This window comes from Pseudactinotalea terrae, assembly GCF_009733845.1.
In the GTDB taxonomy this organism is placed as follows: Bacteria; Actinomycetota; Actinomycetes; order Actinomycetales; family Beutenbergiaceae; genus Pseudactinotalea; species Pseudactinotalea terrae.
The window spans coordinates 411,261-431,111 of record NZ_WNXZ01000003.1; the positions used below are offsets into that span (position 1 = coordinate 411,261).

The 19,851-nt window shown below is 72.1% G+C and carries 19 protein-coding genes; 5 read left to right on the plus strand and 14 right to left on the minus strand.

Features of this window, described 5'->3' with window-relative positions; translation table 11 throughout:
* The first annotated feature begins 16 nt into the window (after positions 1-16).
* The gene (locus tag GPA03_RS12725; RefSeq protein WP_241681280.1) at positions 17-814 is read left to right on the plus strand and encodes a helix-turn-helix domain-containing protein; all 798 of its coding nucleotides are present in this window, start codon (positions 17-19) and stop codon (positions 812-814) included.
* A 9-nt stretch (positions 815-823) separates the two neighbouring features.
* On the opposite strand, the gene GPA03_RS12730 is transcribed toward GPA03_RS12725, so the two are convergent.
* The 8 genes from GPA03_RS12730 to GPA03_RS12765 form a co-directional block, all read right to left on the minus strand.
* A complete protein-coding gene (locus tag GPA03_RS12730; RefSeq protein ID WP_156252375.1) occupies positions 824-1,954 on the minus strand; it encodes an Mrp/NBP35 family ATP-binding protein in 1,131 nt (376 codons plus the stop codon).
* 57 nt (positions 1,955-2,011) lie between these two features.
* Entirely contained in the window at positions 2,012-2,797 is a 786-nt protein-coding gene (locus tag GPA03_RS12735) for a DeoR/GlpR family DNA-binding transcription regulator (protein WP_156252376.1), read from the minus strand.
* A complete protein-coding gene (locus GPA03_RS12740) occupies positions 2,794-3,642 on the minus strand; it encodes a class II fructose-bisphosphate aldolase (protein ID WP_156252377.1) in 849 nt (282 codons plus the stop codon). The genes GPA03_RS12735 and GPA03_RS12740 overlap by 4 nt, the downstream gene beginning before the upstream one ends.
* Before the next feature lies 1 nt (position 3,643).
* The gene (locus GPA03_RS12745) at positions 3,644-4,648 is read right to left on the minus strand and encodes a 1-phosphofructokinase family hexose kinase (RefSeq protein WP_156252378.1); all 1,005 of its coding nucleotides are present in this window, start codon (positions 4,646-4,648) and stop codon (positions 3,644-3,646) included.
* The gene (locus tag GPA03_RS12750) at positions 4,645-5,580 is read right to left on the minus strand and encodes an ROK family protein (protein WP_206673540.1); all 936 of its coding nucleotides are present in this window, start codon (positions 5,578-5,580) and stop codon (positions 4,645-4,647) included. Before GPA03_RS12750 ends, GPA03_RS12745 begins: the two co-directional genes overlap by 4 nt.
* Positions 5,577-6,470, minus strand: a complete 894-nt coding sequence (locus GPA03_RS12755) for an SIS domain-containing protein (protein ID WP_206673541.1) — start codon at positions 6,468-6,470, stop codon at positions 5,577-5,579. The genes GPA03_RS12750 and GPA03_RS12755 overlap by 4 nt, the downstream gene beginning before the upstream one ends.
* 136 nt (positions 6,471-6,606) lie before the next feature.
* The gene (locus GPA03_RS12760; RefSeq protein ID WP_156252379.1) at positions 6,607-7,125 is read right to left on the minus strand and encodes a DUF1003 domain-containing protein; all 519 of its coding nucleotides are present in this window, start codon (positions 7,123-7,125) and stop codon (positions 6,607-6,609) included.
* Positions 7,118-8,416, minus strand: a complete 1,299-nt coding sequence (locus GPA03_RS12765; RefSeq protein ID WP_241681281.1) for a magnesium transporter MgtE N-terminal domain-containing protein — start codon at positions 8,414-8,416, stop codon at positions 7,118-7,120. The genes GPA03_RS12760 and GPA03_RS12765 overlap by 8 nt, the downstream gene beginning before the upstream one ends.
* 98 nt (positions 8,417-8,514) lie before the next feature.
* On the opposite strand from GPA03_RS12765, the gene GPA03_RS12770 reads away from it, so the two are divergent.
* Positions 8,515-9,036 carry a YflT domain-containing protein gene (locus tag GPA03_RS12770; RefSeq protein WP_156252380.1) on the plus strand — a complete coding sequence of 174 codons (522 nt, stop codon included), beginning with the start codon at positions 8,515-8,517 and terminating at the stop codon, positions 9,034-9,036.
* A 200-nt stretch (positions 9,037-9,236) separates the two neighbouring features.
* On the opposite strand, the gene GPA03_RS12775 is transcribed toward GPA03_RS12770, so the two are convergent.
* The 3 genes from GPA03_RS12775 to GPA03_RS12785 form a co-directional block, all read right to left on the minus strand.
* Positions 9,237-10,649: a DUF2079 domain-containing protein gene (locus GPA03_RS12775; RefSeq protein ID WP_156252381.1), complete on the minus strand. Its 1,413-nt coding sequence runs from the start codon at positions 10,647-10,649 to the stop codon at positions 9,237-9,239.
* Between the two features lie 2 nt (positions 10,650-10,651).
* Positions 10,652-12,178 (minus strand): aminopeptidase P family protein, encoded by a 1,527-nt coding sequence (locus GPA03_RS12780; RefSeq protein WP_156252382.1) that lies wholly within the window; start codon positions 12,176-12,178, stop codon positions 10,652-10,654.
* A 156-nt stretch (positions 12,179-12,334) separates the two neighbouring features.
* Complete coding sequence (locus GPA03_RS12785) at positions 12,335-12,955, minus strand: hypothetical protein (RefSeq protein ID WP_206673542.1); 621 nt, start codon at positions 12,953-12,955, stop codon at positions 12,335-12,337.
* A gap of 162 nt (positions 12,956-13,117) precedes the next feature.
* Here GPA03_RS12785 and GPA03_RS12790 point away from each other — a divergent pair, with 162 nt between their 5' ends.
* Together GPA03_RS12790 and GPA03_RS12795 are read left to right on the plus strand one after the other, a co-directional pair.
* Positions 13,118-13,975 carry a PHP domain-containing protein gene (locus tag GPA03_RS12790; protein ID WP_156252383.1) on the plus strand — a complete coding sequence of 286 codons (858 nt, stop codon included), beginning with the start codon at positions 13,118-13,120 and terminating at the stop codon, positions 13,973-13,975.
* Entirely contained in the window at positions 13,972-16,056 is a 2,085-nt protein-coding gene (locus GPA03_RS12795) for a GMC oxidoreductase (protein ID WP_156252384.1), read from the plus strand. The genes GPA03_RS12790 and GPA03_RS12795 overlap by 4 nt, the downstream gene beginning before the upstream one ends.
* An 80-nt stretch (positions 16,057-16,136) precedes the next feature.
* On the opposite strand, the gene GPA03_RS12800 is transcribed toward GPA03_RS12795, so the two are convergent.
* The 3 genes from GPA03_RS12800 to GPA03_RS12810 all read right to left on the minus strand — a co-directional run bounded on the left by GPA03_RS12800 (position 16,137) and on the right by GPA03_RS12810 (position 18,978).
* Positions 16,137-16,868 (minus strand): nucleoside/nucleotide kinase family protein, encoded by a 732-nt coding sequence (locus GPA03_RS12800; RefSeq protein ID WP_241681282.1) that lies wholly within the window; start codon positions 16,866-16,868, stop codon positions 16,137-16,139.
* Positions 16,869-16,944: 76 nt separating this feature from the next.
* The gene (locus GPA03_RS12805; protein WP_156252385.1) at positions 16,945-18,555 is read right to left on the minus strand and encodes a DEAD/DEAH box helicase; all 1,611 of its coding nucleotides are present in this window, start codon (positions 18,553-18,555) and stop codon (positions 16,945-16,947) included.
* Between the two features lie 180 nt (positions 18,556-18,735).
* Complete coding sequence (locus GPA03_RS12810; protein WP_156252386.1) at positions 18,736-18,978, minus strand: DUF3107 domain-containing protein; 243 nt, start codon at positions 18,976-18,978, stop codon at positions 18,736-18,738.
* A 76-nt stretch (positions 18,979-19,054) separates the two neighbouring features.
* Between GPA03_RS12810 and GPA03_RS12815 the strand changes: the two genes are divergently transcribed.
* On the plus strand, positions 19,055-19,825 hold the full coding sequence (locus tag GPA03_RS12815; RefSeq protein ID WP_156252387.1) for a DUF3152 domain-containing protein: 771 nt from the start codon (positions 19,055-19,057) through the stop codon (positions 19,823-19,825).
* Positions 19,826-19,851: the final 26 nt, after the last annotated feature.

Sequence of the window (19,851 nt, forward strand, 5' to 3'; positions counted from 1 at the left end):
CGGCATGCTGGCGGTCATGTCGCAGGAGACCGTGGGCACGCTCGTCCGCCACTGGCGCAAGCGGCGGCGGATGTCGCAGCTCGACATGTCGGGCTCGACCGGCGTCTCCGCGCGTCATCTCAGCTTCGTGGAGACTGGTCGGGCCGCCCCGAGCCGCGCCATGATCGAGCGGCTGTGCGAGGCGCTGGACGTACCGCTGCGGGAACGCAACGCGCTCTATCTAGCCGCCGGCTTCGCACCGGTGCACGACGAGCGACCGCTCGCCGATCTGGGTGCGGCCCGCGCGGCGGTGCGGACGGTGCTGCGCGGGCACGAGCCGTACCCCTCAGCAGCCGTGAACCATCGCTGGGAGCTGCTGACGGCGAACCACGCGATGTCACGCTTCCTGACGGGGGTGCCCGAGGAGTTTCGGCACCCGCGCATCAACATGCTGCGCGCGACGCTGCACCCGGAGTCCCTCGGACCGCAGATCCGGAACTACGAGCAGTGGCGCACGCACACGGTGCGCAGGATCCGACGACAGCTCGAGCGGACCGGTGACCCGGCGCTCGACGACCTGCTGCGCGAGGTCGAGGGCTACCCGGTGCCGATGGGTGCGCGAGGGTCCGCGGCGCAGAGCTATGGCGACCTGATGGTGCCGATGGTCCTCGACACCGAGATCGGCACGCTCTCGCTGTGCTATGTGCTGTCGGTGTTCGGGGCGCCGCGCGACGTGACGCTGGACGAGATCGCCATCGAGACGAGCTTCCCCGCCGACGAGGCGACGCGTGCCGCGCTGGTCGCGATGGCCGAGCGCGAGGTCGCCGCCGGCTGACGCGCCGGCTCAGCCCACCGGCGAGATCGCGAGCTTGCGGCCGGCGAGGCCGCGGGAGCGGTGGGACAGAGAGCGCGCCACGTCCCGCAGCACCGAGCCGCCGGCGGAGTCCGGGTCGGTGAGCACCACCGGCACGCCGGAGTCGCTGCCCTCGCGGAGCGAGATGTCGAGCGGCACCTGCCCCAGCAGCGGCACCGGTGCGCCGAGGGTCTCGGTGAGCCGGTCGGCGACCCGTTGGCCGCCGCCGGAGCCGAACACCTCGAGGCGGCTGCCATCGGGCTGGACCAGCCACGACATGTTCTCGATGACACCCGCGACCTTCTGGTTGGTCTGCACCGCCATCGCACCCGCGCGCTCGGCCACCTCGGCGGCGGCGAGCTGCGGGGTGGTCACCACGAGCAGCTCGGCACCCGGCAGCAGCTGCGCGACCGAGATCGCGATGTCGCCGGTACCGGGCGGCAGGTCGAGGAGCAGCACGTCGAGGTCGCCCCAGAACACGTCGGCGAGGAACTGCTGCAGCGCGCGGTGCAGCATCGGGCCTCGCCAGATCACGGGGCGGCCGGGCTCGGCGAACATGCCGATCGAGATGACCTTCACATCTTGCGCGACCGGCGGCAGGATCATGTCGTCGACCTTGGTCGGCGCGTGCTCCACGCCGAGCATGCGCGGGATCGAGAAGCCGTAGACGTCGGCGTCGAGAACGCCCACCTTGACGCCGTCGGCGGCCATCGCGGCCGCGAGGTTCGCCGTCACGGAGGACTTCCCCACGCCGCCCTTGCCCGAGGCGACGGCGATCACCCGGGTGAGGTTGCCAGGCTGCGAGAACGGGATCACCGGGTCGGCCACGCCGCCGCGCAGCTTGGTGCGCAGCGCGGTGCGCTCGTCGGGGGTCATCACGGTCATCTCGACCGTCACCGACAGCACGCCCTCGAGCGCCTCGACGGCGTTGGTCACGTCGCGCGTGATCGTGTCCCGGAGCGGACAGCCGGAGGTGGTCAGCGCGATCACGACCGTGACCGCTGCGCCCTTTCCAGCCGCATCGATCCGGATGTCCCGGACCATGTCGAGCTCGGTGATCGGGCGCCGGATCTCCGGGTCGAGGACCCCATCGAGCGCTTCGCGGACCACGTCTGGACTCATGCCTTCGAGTCTAAGCCGGTTGCGGACCGCCACCCGCGGGCGAGGGTGTGGGTCCGGTCACCGAGCGATCAGCACCTGCAGCCCCCGCGCGCGCAGCGCCTCGGCGTCCTCATCACGGATCCCGGCGTCGGTGACGAGGCCCGTGAACGACTCGAGCTCACCGACCGTGGCGAACGCCCGCTGCCCGACCTTCGAGGAGTCGGCGATCACCCAGGCGTTCTCGGCGCGCGAGGCCATCAGCGCGTTGACGCGGGCCTCGCGCTCGTCCTGGACCATCGGGCCGTTCTCGGCGTCGATGCCGTGCACGCCGATGAAAGCGGCGTCCAGGGTGATCCGCTCCAGCATCAGGTCGGTGTACGGCCCGACCATCTCGTAGGAGCGCACCCGCACCACGCCGCCGGTCACGACCACCCGGATGTGCGGCCTGATCACCAGCTGCGCCGCGATGTTGATCGCCGAGGTGACCACCGTGATGCCCTCGCCGTCGTGCGCGTCGAGATCCGTGCGCTGCCCGAGCGCGTCGGCGACGGCCTTGGACGTGGTGCCGCCCGAGAGCCCGATCCGCATGCCCGGCACGATCAGCGTCTGCACCATCGCCGCGATCGCGGCCTTGGCGTCGGGGTTCGTCTCGCGCTTGAACCGCAGCGGCAGGTCGTAGGAGACCGACTGCGCGGTCGCGCCGCCGCGCGTGCGGGTCAGCAGCTGGCGGGAGGCGAGCACGTCGAGGTCGCGTCGCGCGGTGGCGGGGGAGACGTCGAAGCGCTCGACGACGTCGCTCACGTCGAGCACGCCAGCCTCGCCCAGCAGGTCGAGGATCGCGACGAGCCGTTCCTCGCGCCTCATTCTTGCGACCCCGCTGAGGCGAACAGCCGGATCAGGCGCTCGACCTCGCCGGTCATCGACTCGCGCCCGGCGCCGAGGTACTTACGGGAGTCGACCAGCCCGGGGTCGGCGCCCAGCCGCTCGCGCACCGCGGCCGTGAACACCTTGTTGAGCTGCGTGGAGACGTTGATCTTGCGCATGCCGGACCTGATCGCGGCCACCAGCGCGTCGTCCGGCACCCCGCTGGAGCCGTGCAGCACCAGCGGCACCGGGACCCTGGCGGAGATCCGCTCGATCAGCTCGAGGTCGACGGCGGCCGTGCGCTCGGTCATCGCGTGCGAGCTGCCGACCGCCACCGCCAGCAGGTCCACCCCGGTCGCCTCGGCGAATCGCGCCGCCTCCTCCGGATCGGTGCGCACCCCTGGCGCGTGCGCGCCGTCCTTGCCGCCGATCTCACCGATCTCGGCCTCGACGACGGCGCCTGCCGCGCGTCCGTCCCGCGCGGCGCCCTGGGTGAGGGCGACGTTCTCCTCCCAGGCCAGCCGGGCGCCGTCGACCATCACGGAGGAGAACCCGAGGCGCAGCGCCTCGGCGATGAGCGAGGCGTCCTCCGCGTGGTCGAGGTGGACCGAGAGCGGAGCGCTGCTGGCGCGGGCGACGGCGGTTGCGGCGTCGGCGATCGGCGTGAGCGAGCCGTGGAACCTCACGCAGTTCTCGGAGATCTGGAGCACCGCGCCGCCGCCGGCGGCCTCAGCGCCGGCCGCGATCGCCTCGGCGGTCTCCAGGTGGAGCACGTTGAGGGCGGCGAGGCCGGAGCCGTCGGCGATCGCGGCGTCGAGAAGCTCGCGCGTGGTGACGAGGGGCATGTCAGTCCTTCAGGGCGGGGGCGGTGGTGACGGTCTCGACCGTGACGTCGGCGAGCAGCGGTGCCGGGTCGGTGATCGAGCCCGCGAGCGGGTGCAGCACGGCGGCAGCGGACCAGGCGGTCGCGAGGCGCACCGTCTCCTCGGCGGGGGCGTCGGTGGCCAGGCATGCGGCGATCGCCGCGACCGCAGCGTCGCCCGCACCCGTGGTGTTGCCTGCGAGCGAGCGGTTCAGGCGCGCGTGCAGCACGGCGCCGTCTGGCGGGACACGCAGCAGCCCGGCCGCGCCGAGAGAGGCGTAGACGATGCTGCCGCCCCGGTTCGCGAGGGCGCGGGCCGCAGTGAGCACGTCGTCGCCGCCCATCGCCGCGAGCAGCTCGTGGTGGTTGGGCTTGAGCACGTCGGCACCGGCGTCGGCGGCAGCGCGCAGGTGAGGGACGCTGCTGGTGTCGACGACGCAACGCGCTCCGTGCTCGTGAGCGACCTCCACCAGGCAGGAGATCGCGTCGACCGGGGACTCCGGCGGCATCGAGCCGCTGCACACCAGGACTGCTCGAGCCGGGATGCTGCTCTCGCCCACGACGGGGCGCAGATGCGACCGCGGGCCGACGTCGTCCGCGGTCGCGCCGTCGGTGAGGGCAGCGGCTGCGAGGGCGATCAGCTGCTGCCACTGGGTCCCGCTGAGTGCGGCACCTGTCTCGTTGAGGTTCGTGGTTGCGGTGGGGGTGACGAGCGCGAGGGTGTGACGGGTCGCGAGCTCGACCTCCAGGAGCGAGTGGCGCAGACCGGCGGCATCGAGGTCCTCGCGCACGGTCGCGCCTGCCGCGCCGCCCACCGGTGCCACCACGTGGCTGGCATGGCCCTGCGCGTGGAGCACGCGCGCGACGTTGATGCCCTTGCCGCCGGCGCGGACCTGCGCGGGCGGGACCCGCTGCGAGGAACCGAGATCGAGCTTCTCGAGATGGTAGGTGAGGTCGAGCGCCGGGTTGGGCGTGAGCGTGACGATCACCGTGCGGCCTCCCGGCCCAGCAGCGCCGCTCCCACGAGCCCGGCGTAGGCGCCGATCGCGGCGGGTCGCAGCTCGGGGACCCGGTGCGGCGGCGTGGTGCGGCCGACCGCGTCGGCGAGCGGACCGAACAGGGCGTCACCGGCTCGGGACAGCCCGCCGCCGATCACGACGACCTCCGGCGAGAGGATCGCGGCCAGCTGCCGGATCCCCGCCGCGAGCGCCGCGATCGCGTTGTCCCAGATGTTGCGGGCGGCCTCGTCGCCGGCCTCGGCGAGCGCCAGGACCTCACGGGCGCCGGGGACCTCGATCCCGGTCGCGGCGGTGTATCGGCGGGTGATCGCCGCGGCGCTCGCGATGGCCTCCAGGCAGCCGTGGGCGCCGCAGACGCACGCTGGCCCGCCCGGGTCCACGACCGAGTGCCCGAGCTCTCCTGCCCAGCCGTGGCCGAGCAGCGGCCGACCCTCGACGAACAGCGCAGCCGCGATGCCGGTGCCGACGACGAGGACCGCGGCATCGGCGACCCCGCGTGCGGCCCCGAGCTCGAGCTCGGCGCGTCCGGCGGTCGCGACGTCGTGCCCGAACCCGACCGGGAGCCCGGTGCGTTCGGCGACCAGGTCACGGAACGGCACGTCGTGCCACACGAGGTTCTCGGAGAACACCGCCACGCCGCGGTCGGCATCCACGATCCCGGGTACCACCAGGCCGACGGCGGCCGGAGCGGGCTGCGCGTCACGGACCTGCTCGACGTGGTCCGAGACGGCGTCGAGGACCCGCTCCACGACGTCCGCACCGCGCGGGGTCGGGGAGTGCACGGCCGGGGAGAGGTGACCTTCGCCGTCGAGCACCGAGGTCTTGATCTCTGTACCGCCGACATCGAGGACGGCGACAGGGGCGCCGGGCCCCAGGTCGACGCCGACCACGTCGGGGCTCACCCGAGGATGACGGAGCGGGTGAGCGCGCGGGGGTGATCGGGGTCGAGCCCGCGCGCGCGAGCCCGCTCGAGGGCCACCCGCTGCGTCGCGACCAGCTCGGCGAGCGGGTCGACGTCGGCGTGCTCCACATAGGCGGCGCCGGTGGCCGAGACATCGTCGCTCAGGCCCTCCGGGGCAGCCCCGAGCACCCAGGTGGCGCGGCCTGGAGCCGCCACGGCGATCGGGCCGTGCCGGTACTCCATCGAGGGGTAGGACTCGGTCCAGGACTGCGAGGCCTCGCGGTTCTTGAGCGCGGCCTCGTGCGCGAGCCCGACGGCCCAGCCGGACCCGAGGAACGTGATCTGATCGGCGGCGACGAGCCGCTCGTCGATCGGGGCGGCCAGGGCGGCCTCGGCGTCGGCGATCGAGGGCACGACGTCCAGGCCCAGACCGGCGCGCAGCAGCGTCAGCGCGGTGGTCGCAAAGCGGGTCTGCACGACCGAGGCCTCGTCGGCGAAGTCGAGGACCACGAGATCATCGACCGCGCCGGGGATCGGGGTCTGGGGGTCGGCGACGATCCCGAGCAGCGGCACCCGGCCCTTGAGGGTGTGGGCGGCGGCGATCACCTCGCTGGTGGTGCCGGAACGGGAGAGCAGGATCGCGAGGTCGTAGTCGCGCTCCAGCGGTGCCTCGGAGGCGGCGAAGGCGTCGGTGACGCCCTGGCCGGCCTGCTCGCGCATCGCAGCGTAGGACTGCGCCATGAACCAGGAGGTTCCGCAGCCGAGCATCACGACCCGCTGCCCCTGCTGCGGGAGCGGTGCTGACTCGGCGAGAGCGGCGGCCTGCCGCCAGGTGTCGGGCTGACTGGTGAGCTCGGCTTCCATGTGTGCGCCGAGGATGTCTGTGGTCACGGCTCCATGATTGCGCATGATCGATACTCGTGTCTAGCGAGCACAATCTGTCATGTTGGGCGTGGGGTGTCGCACGCCGTCCATCGAGCTCGGAGTGGCCCGCTGAGAGCGGCCTCGTCGCGCCTCGCGAGCACGTCTACGTGTCCTGCGCCGGGCGGTTCTCGTTCTGCTCGTTCTCACGCTCCTGGAGGATGTCCTCGAGGAGATTTCGCAGCTCGCTGCGCAGGAAGTCGCGCGTGGCGACGTCGTTGAGCGCCAGCCGCACGGCAGCCATCTCGCGCGCGAGGTACTCGGTGTCGGCGAGGTTGCGCTCCGAGCGCACCCGGTCCTGCTCGGCGGCGACACGGTCGCGGTCGGTCTGGCGTTCTTGCGCGAGCAGGATCAGTGGCGCCGAGTACGAGGCCTGCAACGACAGCATCAACGTCAGCAACGTGAAGTTCAGCGCGCGCGGGTCGAACTGCAGGGTGCTCGGCGCCAGCGTGTTCCAGAGCAGCCAGGCCGCACAGAAGACCGTCATGTAGAGCAGGAACCGCGGGGTGCCCATGAATCGGGCGATGCCCTCCGCGAGGCGACCGAACGCGTCGGGGGAGCGCCGGCTGCGCGGCAGCAGTCGGCGGCGGGAATCGACGGGGGTGTCGAGGCGGTCGTCAGCCACGGTTCTGACTCATCTGCGCGTCGGTCACCTCGTCGTCTGCACCGCGCCAGTCCTCGGGGAGCAGGTGGTCGAGCACGTCGTCGACCGTGACCGCGCCGAGCAGGCGCTTCTCGGCATCGACCACCGGCAGGACCGTGAGGTTGTAGGTCGCGAGCAGACGCGTGACCTTGCCGATCGGGTCCTCCGGCCCGACGGCGGGGATGTCCTTGTCCAGCATCGTCCCGATCGACTCGTGAGGCGGCTGCCGCAGCAACATCTGCAGGTGGACGCCTCCTAGCAGCTTGCCGGTCGGCGTCTCCAGCGGCGGCCGTGCGACGAAGACCATCGCGGCGAGCGCGGGCGTCACGTCCTGACGCCGGGCGTGCGCGAGCGCGGTCGCCGCGGTCGCCTCCGGGCCGAGGATCAGCGGTTCGGTGGTCATCATGCCGCCCGCGGTGTGCTCGTCGTAGGCCAGCAGCCGGCGCACGTCCTCGGCCTCCTCCGGCTCCATCAGCTCGAGCAGCTCGGCCGCCTGCTCGTTGGGCAGCTCGGCGATGAGGTCGGCGGCGTCGTCGGGCTGCATGGCGTCGAGGACGTCGGCGGCCCGCTCGGAGGTCAGCCCGGACAGGATCACCACCCGGTCGTCGTCGCCCAGCTCCTCGAGGATGTCGGCGAGCCGCTCGTCGGGGAGCTCGGCCGCGACTTCCACACGCCGGTCGTCCGGCAGGTCGTGAAGGACATCGGCCACGTCGGCAGGCTTGAGGTCCTCCAGGGTCGCCAGGAACGTGGAGGCGCTCTGGGCCTGCGCGGCGCGGGGCTCGAGGCTGGTGACCTCGTCGTAACCGACCAGCAACGACTCACCGCGCCGGAAGAGGCGCCCGGAGGTGGTGCGCCGCACGTACAGCTTGCTCACGCGCCAGTCCCTGTTGCGCTGCTGCTCGAGGGCGACATCCTCGACGCGGACCTCGCCGGAGCCGTCCGCGAGCGTGAGCGTGCGGTCGAGCAGCTGACCGAGCACGAGGGTTTCCGCCGCTCGCTTCTCGAACCGGCGGATGTTGAGCAGGCCGGTCGTGAACACGGCGCCCGCCTCGATCGAGGTGACGCGGGTCAGCGGCAGAAAGAGTCGGCGTTTGCCGGGCACCTCGACCACCAGGCCTACCGCGCGCGGGGCACCGGTCGGCTGAAGGATGAGCACGACGTCGTGGACCCGCCCCACCTTGTCGCCGAGGGGTTCGAACACGTCCGTGCCCGCCAGCCTGCCCACGAACACGCGGGCGCTCAGCCGGGTACTCGCGTTGCTGGGTGCGCTCACGTCGGCAGCCTATGCCAGCGCCTCCGCACGGACCGGTGATCGACCACGTCCCAGCCTGCTCCCAGCGAACGTCAAGCGTCTGGGTACACAATGGTGGCATGTCGTTCATGCAGACCCCTCGCGACCCCCGACTCGGCAACCAGCCTCGGGGGGAGGAGATCGCTGCCTATGACACCTACCTGCAGGCGCAGCGCACGGTCGACTTCCTCTCCGACTCGGAGTTCCCGGTGCAGAAGGTGACGATCGTCGGCACCGATCTGAAGATGGTCGAGCGCATCACCGGCCGCCGCACGTACATGCACGCGGCGCTGCAGGGTGCAGCCTCCGGAGCGTGGCTCGGTGTGTTCCTCGGGCTGATGTTCCTGCTGCTGTCCCCGGGTGCCACGCTGGTCGGGATCTTCATCCCCGCGCTGCTGATCGGTGCGGGTTTCGGGATGTTGTGGGGCGTCGTCGGGCACGCGCTGACCGGGGGCCGCCGCGACTTCAGCTCGACCTCCCAGGTGATGGCCAGCCGCTTCGCGGTGCTGTGCCTGGCCGAGTCGGCCGACGAGGCACGCCGCCTCCTCGCCACGATGCCCGCCGACGGCGCCGCACCTGTCGCCGACGACCGCGAGGCCTGAGTCCGGTACCCGCCGGGGAGCGGGCGACGGTGCTGCCGGTCCCGCCGCGCCCCGGGTCAGCGTTGCAGAACTGACCTGACGGCATGGAGCGCAACGCCCGGCCCGGGTTGGCGTTGTGGAACTGGCCTGACGGCACATTGCTCAACACTCTCTCAGCCCACGCCGTCGTCTATGCCTGTCCGGAAGCGTGCTGACGAGGGTCAGGGCGTGTGCTCGGCGACGAGGAAGCCGTCGGCGTCGACGATCTGGGTGAAGTCCTCGCCGGGGAAGCGCTCCTCGGCCCACGCCTCGGCGCTCTCGGGCGGGTCGCCACCGTAGATCCCGGCGCCCTGGAAGAGCACCACGTACTCGGGCACCGGGTTGTCGTTGCCCATCCAGTAGACCTCGGTGCGCGGCGCCAGGTAGGCCATCAGGGTGATGTCGCTGACCACGGTCGCGCCGTCGGGGATCGCGGCGAGCGCGACCGCGGCAGGCTCGGGGCGGCTGCCCGGGGTCCAGTACTCACCGTCCGTCAGCTTCCACAGGGGGAACTGGATGGTCACCACCAGAGCGAGCACGACGGCGATCCCCGCGAACCAGGGGGCCCTCGCCTTCCAGGTCGGTGAGCTCACCAGGGCGTCGACGAGCGCGAGGAACACCACCGGCATCAGCACGGCCGAGTAGTGCCAGTCCAGGGACCAGTGGAACGGCACGTCGGAGGTGAGCCGCCAGGCGAACGTCGGCAGCGTGATCAGCACGAGCGGAGAGCGAAGCGCCAGGAACGCCGTGACCGCGACGACCAGCACGATCAGCACGAGCTTGTTGCCGAACCCCGTGAACAGCGAGCTCAGTGCCCCGGCGGGGTCGGAGAACACCTGCGAGACGATCGAGTCGTCCGCGTAGTCCCACACGCCGTCGGGGTTGAGGGCAGGGAGGATCACGTTGGTGGTGAGGAAGAACGCCACCACCCCACCGACCGCCAGCCCGACACCGAGCCTGCGAGCGCCGCGGATCGCGATCACCACGCCGATCATCGTGACCGTCAGCCCGAGGTCCTCCTTGACCAGCAGCAGCGGCAACGACCAGAGCGCGGCGGCCCGGTGGTCCCGCCGCACCAGCGCGGAGAGCGACGCGGCGAGGAACGGCAGCGCCAGCGCCACCTCGTGGAACTGCGACGCCACCGACGACTGCAGCCCCCACGAGAGCCCGTACGCCACGCCGATCGCGATGCCGCTGCCGCGCCCGAGGTGGCGCACCGCGCACACGGTCACGATCGTCACCGACACCCCGATCAGCAGCGCCTGCACGATCAGCAGCGTCAGCCCGCTGGGGTGGATCCAGTACGCGGGGGCCAGCAGCGCCAGCAGCGGGTGCCAGTGGTCGCCCAGGATCATGAAGTCCGGGCCCTTGATCGGCACGACCGGGGCACGGAGCTCGGCGTAGGCGCGGAAGATCTGCGTGAAGATCCCGAGGTCCCAGCTCGGTACCTCGAAGCGGGCCCACTGCCGCCAGGACCACAGCGAGTACAGCGCCGTGACGACCAGGCCGACCGCGAGCGAGGGCATGACGGCGGCGCGTCCCCGCGCGGGCGAGGGCGCAGACCCGGCGCGCTCCGCCGTCGTGGTCTCGGACAAGGTCAGCGCTGGTGGAGCGCGGCCATCCAGGCCTCGACGTCCTCGGGGCGGCGGGGCAGCGCAGCGGAGAGGTTCTCGACGCCGTCGGCGGTCACGAGCACGTCGTCCTCGATACGCACGCCGATGCCCCGGTACTCCGGTGGCACGGCGAGGTCGTCGGACTTGAAGTACAGGCCCGGCTCGATCGTGAACACCATGCCGGGCTGGAGCTCGGCGTCGAGGTACATCTCGGCGCGGGCCTGGGCGCAGTCGTGCACGTCGAGGCCGAGGTGGTGGCTGGTGCCGTGCGGCATCCAGCGGCGGTGCTGCTGGCCCTCGTCGGTGAGTGCGGTCTCGGCGTCGACCGGCAGCAGCCCCCACTCGGACAGCCGCTGCGCGAGCACAGCCATCGCCGCGGCATGCACCTCGCGGAACTTCACGCCCGGCCTGGCGACCGCGAAGGCGGCGTCGGCCGCGTCGAGGACCGCGGTGTAGACCGTGCGCTGGATGTCGGTGAAGGTGCCGTCCACGGGCAACGTGCGGGTGATGTCGGCGGTGTAGAGCGAGTCGACCTCGACGCCGGCGTCCACGAGCACCAGCTCCCCGTGGCGGACCTGGCCGTCGTTGCGGATCCAGTGCAACGTGGTGGCGTTGTCGCCGCTCGCTGCGATCGTGTCGTAGCCGATGCCGTTGCCCTCCTCGCGCGCCCGGGCGCCGAAGACGCCCTCGATCACGCGCTCGCCGCGCGGGTGCTCGGCCGCCCGTGGCAGCGCTCGGACGATGTCCTCGAAGCCCGCGATCGAGGCTGCAACCGCCTCGCGCATCTGCTCGATCTCCCAGTCGTCCTTGACGAGCCGGAGCTCGGAGAGCGCCTCGGCGAGCTTGGCGTCCAGTTCGTCGTTCTCCTCGCGATGCCCCCTGATCGCGTCGACGGCGTTGCTCGTGGCCTGGTCTGCATCCGGAACCACCCGGACGGTCACCTGGCCGACGTCCTTGCTGACGGCGTCCTCGAGGCCGTCCAGGTGGACCGTACGGATGCCGGTGAGCTTCTCGATCTCCTCGAGCGAGGGGCGAGAGCCGACCCAGAACTCGCCGTAGCGCGCGTCGCCGTAGAACTCCTCGCTGTCGCGGCCCGCCATCGGGCGGATGTAGAGGACGGCCTCGTGGCCGGTCGGGGTGGGGTCCTCGCCGTCGAACGTGGGGTGCAGCACGAGCACGGCGTCGGGCTCGAAGTCGCTGCCGAGGCCGGTCAGGTGGGCGAACGCCGAGTGCGGGCGGAACCGGTAGTCGGTGTCGTTGGAGCGGACCTTGAGACCGCCGGCGGGCAGCACGAGGCGCTCGCCGGGAAACTGCTCGGAGATCGCCGCGCGGCGTCGCTCGGAGTGGTCGGCGACGGTGGCCCGCTCGCCACCGTTCTCGGTCGCCGGTGCCCAGCTCGAGGCCATGAACTCGCGGAACGCTCGCGAGCTCGGGCGGCGGGATCGGTTGCTCCCGCGTTCCTCCAGTGGCTGCTCGGCAGTCTCGGACGTCGGTGCGGCAGGCTCGGTCATGCGCCCATCGTCTCACTGGCGCGGGCGCCGCGTCCGCCCGCGCCGTGCACCGAACTGGTGGCCAGATGCGCGTTCGGGGTACGACCGGGTGCGATCAGCGCATCTGGCCACGAGTTTGGTGCAGGCGGCTGCGAGCTCGGTGCACGCGAGCGTGGCTCACAGCAGGGCGATCCAGGGGTGGCCGGGGTGCGCCAGGTCGAGCGCGTCACGCAGCCACCTGCGGGCCGCCGGTTCGAGCAGGGGCAGACACGCCTGGAAGTCGGCGTGATCCTGTGGGCGCAGCCCCTTCGCCTTGTGCAGCAGCTGCACCTCAGGCCGTAGGAAGGTGATGCCCTCGTGCTGCCAGAAGATCTGCCCGGCGGGGGCGGTCAGGCGCCGATCGCGCTTGTAGGTCCAGGTGGTGTCGGTGACGGTCATGAGCAGCACGTCGTACTCCCAGGGCTCCGCGCCGCTGGGCCGGAGCCAGAGGTTGCCGCAGGTGGGTGAGATCGGCTGGTCCGGGTCGCCGGTCAGCGGGCGAAGCGAGCCCTGATCGGCCGCCCACACGTCGAGCCTGCCCGCGAGGTGGCGGCGCAGCAGCGGGACGTCGGCCCGCGGGATGCTCGGATCGATGTCGCCGTGCTCACGGTGCACGCAAGTGAACGTCTCGATCGCCCAGCCGCCGGCGATCCACCACCGACCGGGGTAGTCGGCGAGCAGCGTGGCCACGTCAGCCGGCGTGCGCTCGAGCCACGGCCCGTAGAGACGGACGATCTCGTCATGCTCATCGGTGCGCACGGGAGGCGAGTGTAGGCAGCTGCCTCGGCCGGCGTGCTGGTCTGTCACGGCAGGGAAGCGTGACTGGAGCGCCGTCGGGGCGGTGGGGTCACGGTGGCTGGCTCGCCGACTGGTCTCGACCCTGTGCGCTGCGGGGTCACGGCGTCACTAGTGTCAGCACCGATGCGTATCGACCTCCACACCCACTCGGCCGTCTCCGACGGCACCGAGAGCCCCGGGGACCTCATGCGGGCGGCAGCGGCGGCGGGCCTGGATGCCGTCGCGCTCACCGATCACGACACCACAGCGGGCTGGGACGAGGCGAGCGAGGCCGTCGGCAGCACCGGGGTGACCCTGGTCCGAGGTGCGGAGATCTCCACGCGGGCGGGCAGCATCAGCGTGCACCTGCTCAGCTATCTGCACGACCCCACCGACGCCGTGCTGACCGACATCCTCGAGCGCTCGCGGGCCTCGCGCGAGGCCCGCGCGCAGACCATGGTCGAGCGCATCGCCGCTGACCTCGAGCTCACCTGGGACGACGTCCTCGCCCAGGCGGGCGACGGGGCCACGATCGGTCGCCCGCACATCGCCGACGCGCTGGTGAACCGCGGCTACGTGGCCGACCGCAGCGCGGCGTTCGAGACCGTGCTGCACCCGGCCGGCCCGTACTACGTGCGCTACTGGGCGGCGGAGACGGCGGACGCCGTCGCGGCCGTCCGCGCCGCTGGGGGAGTGCCGGTGATGGCGCACCCGCGCGCCTCGATGCGGGGGCGGGTCGTCTCGGTCGACACCATCCGCGGTCTCGCCGAGGCCGGCCTGGCCGGGCTGGAGGTCGACCACCTCGACCACACCGAGGCCGACCGCGCCGCGCTCCGCGAGATCGCTGCCGAGCTCGGGCTGCTCGTCACCGGGTCCAGCGACTACCACGGAGCCGGCAAGCCGAACCGGCTGGGGGAGCGCACGACCGCGCGCGAGGTGCTCGACGAGATCGAGCGCCAGGGGCGGCTGCCGCTCCTGCGCCCGGCCACGGAGCAAGCATGACGACCGAGCCGCGCGGCCACGCCGAGCTGCTGGCGGCGGTCATCGAGACGATCGTTCCGGCGGACTCTTCGCCCTCCGCCCTCGAGACCGGTGGTCTCGACTTCCTGCGATCCGTGCTCGACGGCGACCGGCCGGGTTGGCAGGACCGCGTCGAGCGGGTGCTCGTGACCGTCGGCGGGCGCGCGCCGGGCTTCGCCGGCCTCGATCCGGCGGCTCGCCTGGCCGTACTGGACGCGCTGGCCGACGACGGCGACTACCGATGGTTCGCACGGCTCGTGCAGCGGGGATACCTCGCCGATCCCGGCAACCTCGGCAACCGTGACGCCGCCTCGTGGCGCGACCTCGGCTGGCGCCCCGAACCGGCCGGCGGGTGGCCCGATCTCGACGCGGTCTTCGAGCTGGACCGGCACGCGTTCATCACGCCCGACCAGCTGGGTGAGCACTACGACGCGATCGTGATCGGCAGCGGCGCAGGCGGTGGGGTGGCGGCGGCCGCGCTCGCGGAGGCCGGGCGTCGCGTGCTGGTGGTCGAGCGCGGCGAGATGCCGGACAGGGCGCACCTGTGGCAGGACCACCTGCGCAACGCACGAACCCCCGTCGGGCTGGACGATCGCACCGCCCCCAGGGCCGACGAACCCCGGACGCTCGAGCTGGGCAGCCGCATCCTCACGCTGGCAGCGACGGACGGGCGGTGGGGCAACAACGCCATGACGATCGGCGGCGGGACCCGGGTCTACGGCGCTCAGGCCTGGCGCTTCTCGCGCGAGGACTTCCGGATGGCCTCGACCTACGGGGTGCCCGAGGGCAGCACGCTCAGCGACTGGCCGATCGACTACACCGACCTCGAGCCGTACTACTCGCGAGCCGAGTGGGAGGTCGGGGTCAGCGGCGACGCGACCGGCAACAGTGCCGATGGCCCGCGCTCGCGGGACTACCCGATGCCGCCGCTGCCGACGACGACGGCCGCACAGGTGCTCGCCGCCGGTGCCGGCAGGCTCGGGCTGCGAACCTCACCCGTGCCGCTGCTGATCAGCTCCACCCCGTGGCTCGGGCGGCCCGCCTGTGCGCAGTGCGCCCAGTGCATCGGCTTCGCCTGCCCGATCGAGGCGAAGAACGGGTCGCACAACACGATGCTCGCGCGCGCCGTGGCGACCGGGCGAGCCTCGATCCTCACCTCGGCGCGTGCCGAGCGGCTGGTCGCCGACGGAACCGGTCGGATCGTCGCCGTCGCGCTCGTGGGCGACATGGGTGGCGCCATCTGGCGGACCCGCGTGAGCGCCGCGGAGATCGTGGTCGCGGCGGGCGCCGTCGAGACCGCGCGGCTGCTGCTGAACAGCCCCACGTCGCGCGAGCCCCACGGGGTGGGCAACAACCATGACCAGGTCGGTCGCCACCTGCAGGGCCATGTCTACGCCGGTGCGACCGGCATCTTCGAGGACCCGATCAACGACCTGGTCGGCCCCGGTCCGGCGATCGCGACGAACGACTTCCGGCACCACAACCCGGGCATCGTCGGTGGCGGCATGCTCGCCAACGAGTTCGTGACCACGCCGGTGCTGGATCACGCCTATCTCGACGGCGCCGGGCTGCTGCCTCTGCACGGGACCCAGATGAAGGATGCGCTGCGCAGGCTCTCGCCGCGCATGCACCGCGTCGTCGGGCCTATCCAGGAGATGACGACGACGACCTCGCGGGTCCGTCTCGACCCGCACGTCGTGGATCGCTTCGGCATCCCGGTGGTGCGGTTCAGCGGTACCGTGCACCCCGAGGACGTGAAGGCGGCGGCCTTCATGACCGGGCGGGCGTCGGAGTGGCTGGCCGCGAGCGGCGCCACGCGCGTGATCGGCGCGCCGCCGCGTGGCGCTGACGCCGGACCCAGCAGCGGCCAGCACCAGGCCGGGACCGCGCGCATGGGCGAGGATCCGTCACGGTCGGTGACCGACCCGATGGGTCGCGTCTGGGGTCATGACAACGTGCGTGTGGCCGATGGCTCCCTGCACGTGACCAACGGGGGCGTCAACCCGGTCCTCACGATCTTCGCCAACGCGATGCGCGTGATGGACGACATGGCGGTGACCTGATCCGCATCACGGCGCCCGACCATCCGTACCCGCCGCCGCCAGCAGCGTGCGTCAGCCCTGTCGGGCGTGCGCCTCGCGTGTCACGGCAGCGGCTTGCGCCGGCACAACGGTAGCTCCAGCTCTTCCTCGATATCGACGGAGACCAGCTGGGGCCGGCTGAGATCGGTGTTGTCGAGGATCCACGTCGGCCAGACCTGCCCGTGGGTCCGCAGCTCGAACGCGTAGCGGCGCTGGGCGCCCACGTACCGGGCGTTGGCCGGGTGGTCGGGGTCGTCCTCGGCGGCCGGGCGGCCGAACCGGGCGTTGCCGCGGGGGACCGTGACCTCGGGATCCGCCGTCACCAGCAGCACCTCGTCGAACTCCTGCTGGAGCTCCGGGCGCTGCAGGAACACCCCCTCCACGAGCAGGACCGCGTCGCCGGAGGGCTCGACCGGGTCGGGGAAGACGCGATCATCCGTGGCGACGTCGTGCACCGCCGGGACGATCTCTCGGCCGGCCCGGAACGGCTCGAGCACGTGCCGCCGCAGCGCCTCGTAGTCGAACGCGTGCTCGTAGTAGCTCGCGGCGTCGCGACCGTGCGCGTAGCGGACGTCGCGAGGGTGGTGGAAGCCGTCGACGCTCACGCCCAGCACCTCACGGCTCGCGACCACGGGGGCCAGCGCCAGCAGCTCGGCCGTCAGCGTCGACTTGCCGACGCCGTCGGGGCCGTCGATGCCCACGATCGCACGCTCGCGCGGGCGGACGGCGACCACCAGCTCGAGGAGGTCGAGAAGGACCTGGGCTCGCGCCGCCGTCGGGTGCTGTGGTGACACCTGTCCCACGCTACGGGAGGTGGGCAGGCGCTCGCCCACCCGCTCGGCGGCACCGAGCGGGCGGGCGAGCCGCGGCTCAGTCGTTCTGCGTCTGTGCTGCACCCTCGGCAGCGTTGCCGCCACGGGTGCGACGACGACGACGGCGCCGCGGTGCGCCCTCGCCCGCGGGTCGCTCGCTCTGCTCGGCTGGGCGGTTGCCGCCCTCGGAGCGCTTCTCGCCGCCCTGGCCAGGACGGCCGCCGCGGCCACCACGGCCACCACGGTCGTGACCGCCGTCACGGCCGCCGTCGCGACCACGACCACGGTCACGGGCGCCTGCGCCACGTCCTGCGCCCTTGCCGGTCTCACCGAGGTCCTCGAGGGTCTCGGCTCCGAGGCCGGAGCGGGTGCGCTCGCTGCGCGGGAGGCGCCCCTTGGTGCCCTCGGCGATGCCGAGGTCGCTGTACAGGTGCGGCGAGGAGGAGTAGGTCTCGACCGGCTCGCCCCGGTTGAGGCCGAGCTGGTTGTCGATGAGTCCCCAGCGGGGCACGTCGTCCCAGTCGACGAACGTCACCGCGGTGCCGGTGTTGCCCGCGCGGGCGGTGCGCCCGATGCGGTGCAGGTAGGTCTTCTCGTCCTCGGGGCACTGGTAGTTGACGACGTGCGTGACGTCGTCGACATCGATGCCGCGGGCAGCCACGTCGGTGGCGACCAGCACGTCGACCTTGCCGTTGCGGAATGCGCGCAGCGCCTGCTCGCGCGCACCCTGGCCGAGGTCGCCGTGGATCGCGGCGGCCGCGAAGCCGCGCTCGGTCAGGTCCTCCGCGACCTTGGCGGCCGTGCGCTTGGTGCGCGTGAACACGATCGTGAGACCGCGGTCCTTGGCCTGCAGGATGCGGGCGAGCACCTCGACCTTGTCCAGGGCGTGCGCGCGGTAGACGAACTGGGTGACCGCGCTGACGGTCTTGCTGCCGTCGTCGTCGGGGTCCTGCGCACGGATGTGCGTGGGCCGGCTCATGTAGCGGCGTGCCATCGCGATGACCGGGCCGGGCATGGTGGCCGAGAACAGCATCGTGTGGCGGTTCGGCGGCGTGGCTGCCAGCAACGTCTCGACGTCGGGAAGGAAGCCCAGGTCGAGCATCTCGTCGGCCTCGTCGAGCACGAGGACCTTGACCTTGGACAGGTTGAGGTGGCGCTGCTTGAGGAGGTCGATCATGCGGCCGGGGGTGCCGACCACGACCTCGACGCCGCGCTGCAGCGCCTCGATCTGCGGCTCGTACGCGCGGCCTCCGTACACCTGCAGTACGCGCACGCTGCGGTGCCGGGCGGCGGTGCCCAGGTCGCCGGCGACCTGGACCGCGAGCTCACGGGTGGGGACGATCACCACGGCCTGCGGCTTGCCTGCCTCGGGCAGCGTGTCCCAGCCGTCCTCGCCCGGCCCGACCACGCGCTGGAGCAGCGGGATGCCGAAGCCGAGGGTCTTGCCGGTGCCGGTCTTGGCCTGGCCGATGATGTCGTGCCCGGACAGGGCGACCGGGAGGGTCAGCGCCTGGATCGGGAACGGGTGGGTGATGCCGACGTCCGAGAGTGCGCGAACGATCGGTTCGGAGACCTTGAAGTCAGCGAATGTCGCAGGAACTTCGGCGTGCGGGTCGGACAGCTCCACCTCGGTGGTGTCCGCGACGATCTCGTCGAGGGATTCGGTCATGTGTGCCTTCGGTCGCGGCGACACGCTGGCTGAGAGCACAGCGATCCGTCACCTCGTGGTGGCAGCCGATCGCGAAAGGTCTCTCGAGCCGGAGCTCGAGGGGGTGAGGCGTGCCGTTCCGAGTGGGCGACCGGGCAGCCTGGTCGAGCCCCATCCTACGGCCAGCGGGCGCTCAGCCGCTCAGAGCGTGCCGAACCCCACACGCCGGGGCTCGTTCGCACCGATCTGCACGTACCCGAGAGCGCTGGCCGGCACGATCGTCCGGTTGCCCTTCTCGTCGGTGAGGTCCAGCACGGCTGCGGTGTCGCCCTTGGCGGCCTTGGCGAGGACGTCGGTGACGTTGGCCACGATGTCGTCGGCCTCGCCCTCGACCTCCAGCGTGATCTCGCGCGCGATGTCCCGGACGCCGATGCTGATCTCCACGCGTGTTCCTTCCGTCAAGCGGGTCGCACCTCGACCCGGTGCCATCGTAGGCATCCATTCCTGACACGATGGACACATGTCTCGACGCGTGGTGCTCGCTGCCGCCGTCCTTCTCGTCTCGCTCGTGGCGGGCATCATGCTGGCTCCCGTCGTGTTCTCCTCGGTCACGGCCCCAAGCGGCCGCACGACGGCGGAGGTCACGCCGAGCGAGCCCGTCACGCTGTCCACCTCCTCGCCGTCCTTGCCCACGAGCTCGCTCACTCTCAGCGCCGAGCAGGAGGCAGACCTGCTGGCGGGCGTGCGGGTGCGCCGGGTGCCCGATGCCAGCACCGGGGTGCTGCGGATCGTGCCCGGCGCCGCCGAGGCGCCCGCGGGCGCGGCGGCGGTGCAGACCGTGCGGGTGGAGGTCGAGGAGGGTCTCGACGTCGACAACGAGGCGTTCGCGACATTCGTGATGACGGTGCTCAACGACCCGCGCGGCTGGGGCGCCGACGGCTCGGTCCGGTTCGCTCGGACCGACGGCGAGGCAGACATCCGGGTGGTCCTCGCCACGCCTGCCACGGTCGATGAGATGTGCGCACCGCTGGCCACGAACGGCAGGTGGTCCTGCGGCCGCTACGGGCACGCCGCGCTGAACGCGGACCGCTGGGTGTTCGGCGCGGACGCCTGGACCGAGGGCGGCGGCGACCTCACCTCCTACCGCCAGTACCTGGTCAACCACGAGGTCGGTCACCTGCTGGGCCACCCGCACGAGAGCTGCCCGGTCCCCGGCGAGCCGGCCCCGGTGATGGTTCAGCAGAGCATCAACCTCGACGGCTGCGCCCCGAACGGCTGGCCCCACCCATGAGTGTCGGCGGCCTGTGATCTGATGCC

Coding starts and splice junctions, on each gene's coding strand:
- GPA03_RS12725 (WP_241681280.1), top strand. CDS start 17: ATGTCGCAGGAGACCGTGGGCACGCTCGTCCGCCACTGGCGCAAGCGG.
- GPA03_RS12730 (WP_156252375.1), bottom strand. CDS start 1,954: ATGAGTCCAGACGTGGTCCGCGAAGCGCTCGATGGGGTCCTCGACCCG.
- GPA03_RS12735 (WP_156252376.1), bottom strand. CDS start 2,797: ATGAGGCGCGAGGAACGGCTCGTCGCGATCCTCGACCTGCTGGGCGAG.
- GPA03_RS12740 (WP_156252377.1), bottom strand. CDS start 3,642: ATGCCCCTCGTCACCACGCGCGAGCTTCTCGACGCCGCGATCGCCGAC.
- GPA03_RS12770 (WP_156252380.1), top strand. CDS start 8,515: ATGTCGTTCATGCAGACCCCTCGCGACCCCCGACTCGGCAACCAGCCT.
- GPA03_RS12780 (WP_156252382.1), bottom strand. CDS start 12,178: ATGACCGAGCCTGCCGCACCGACGTCCGAGACTGCCGAGCAGCCACTG.
- GPA03_RS12790 (WP_156252383.1), top strand. CDS start 13,118: ATGCGTATCGACCTCCACACCCACTCGGCCGTCTCCGACGGCACCGAG.
- GPA03_RS12795 (WP_156252384.1), top strand. CDS start 13,972: ATGACGACCGAGCCGCGCGGCCACGCCGAGCTGCTGGCGGCGGTCATC.
- GPA03_RS12805 (WP_156252385.1), bottom strand. CDS start 18,555: ATGACCGAATCCCTCGACGAGATCGTCGCGGACACCACCGAGGTGGAG.
- GPA03_RS12815 (WP_156252387.1), top strand. CDS start 19,055: ATGTCTCGACGCGTGGTGCTCGCTGCCGCCGTCCTTCTCGTCTCGCTC.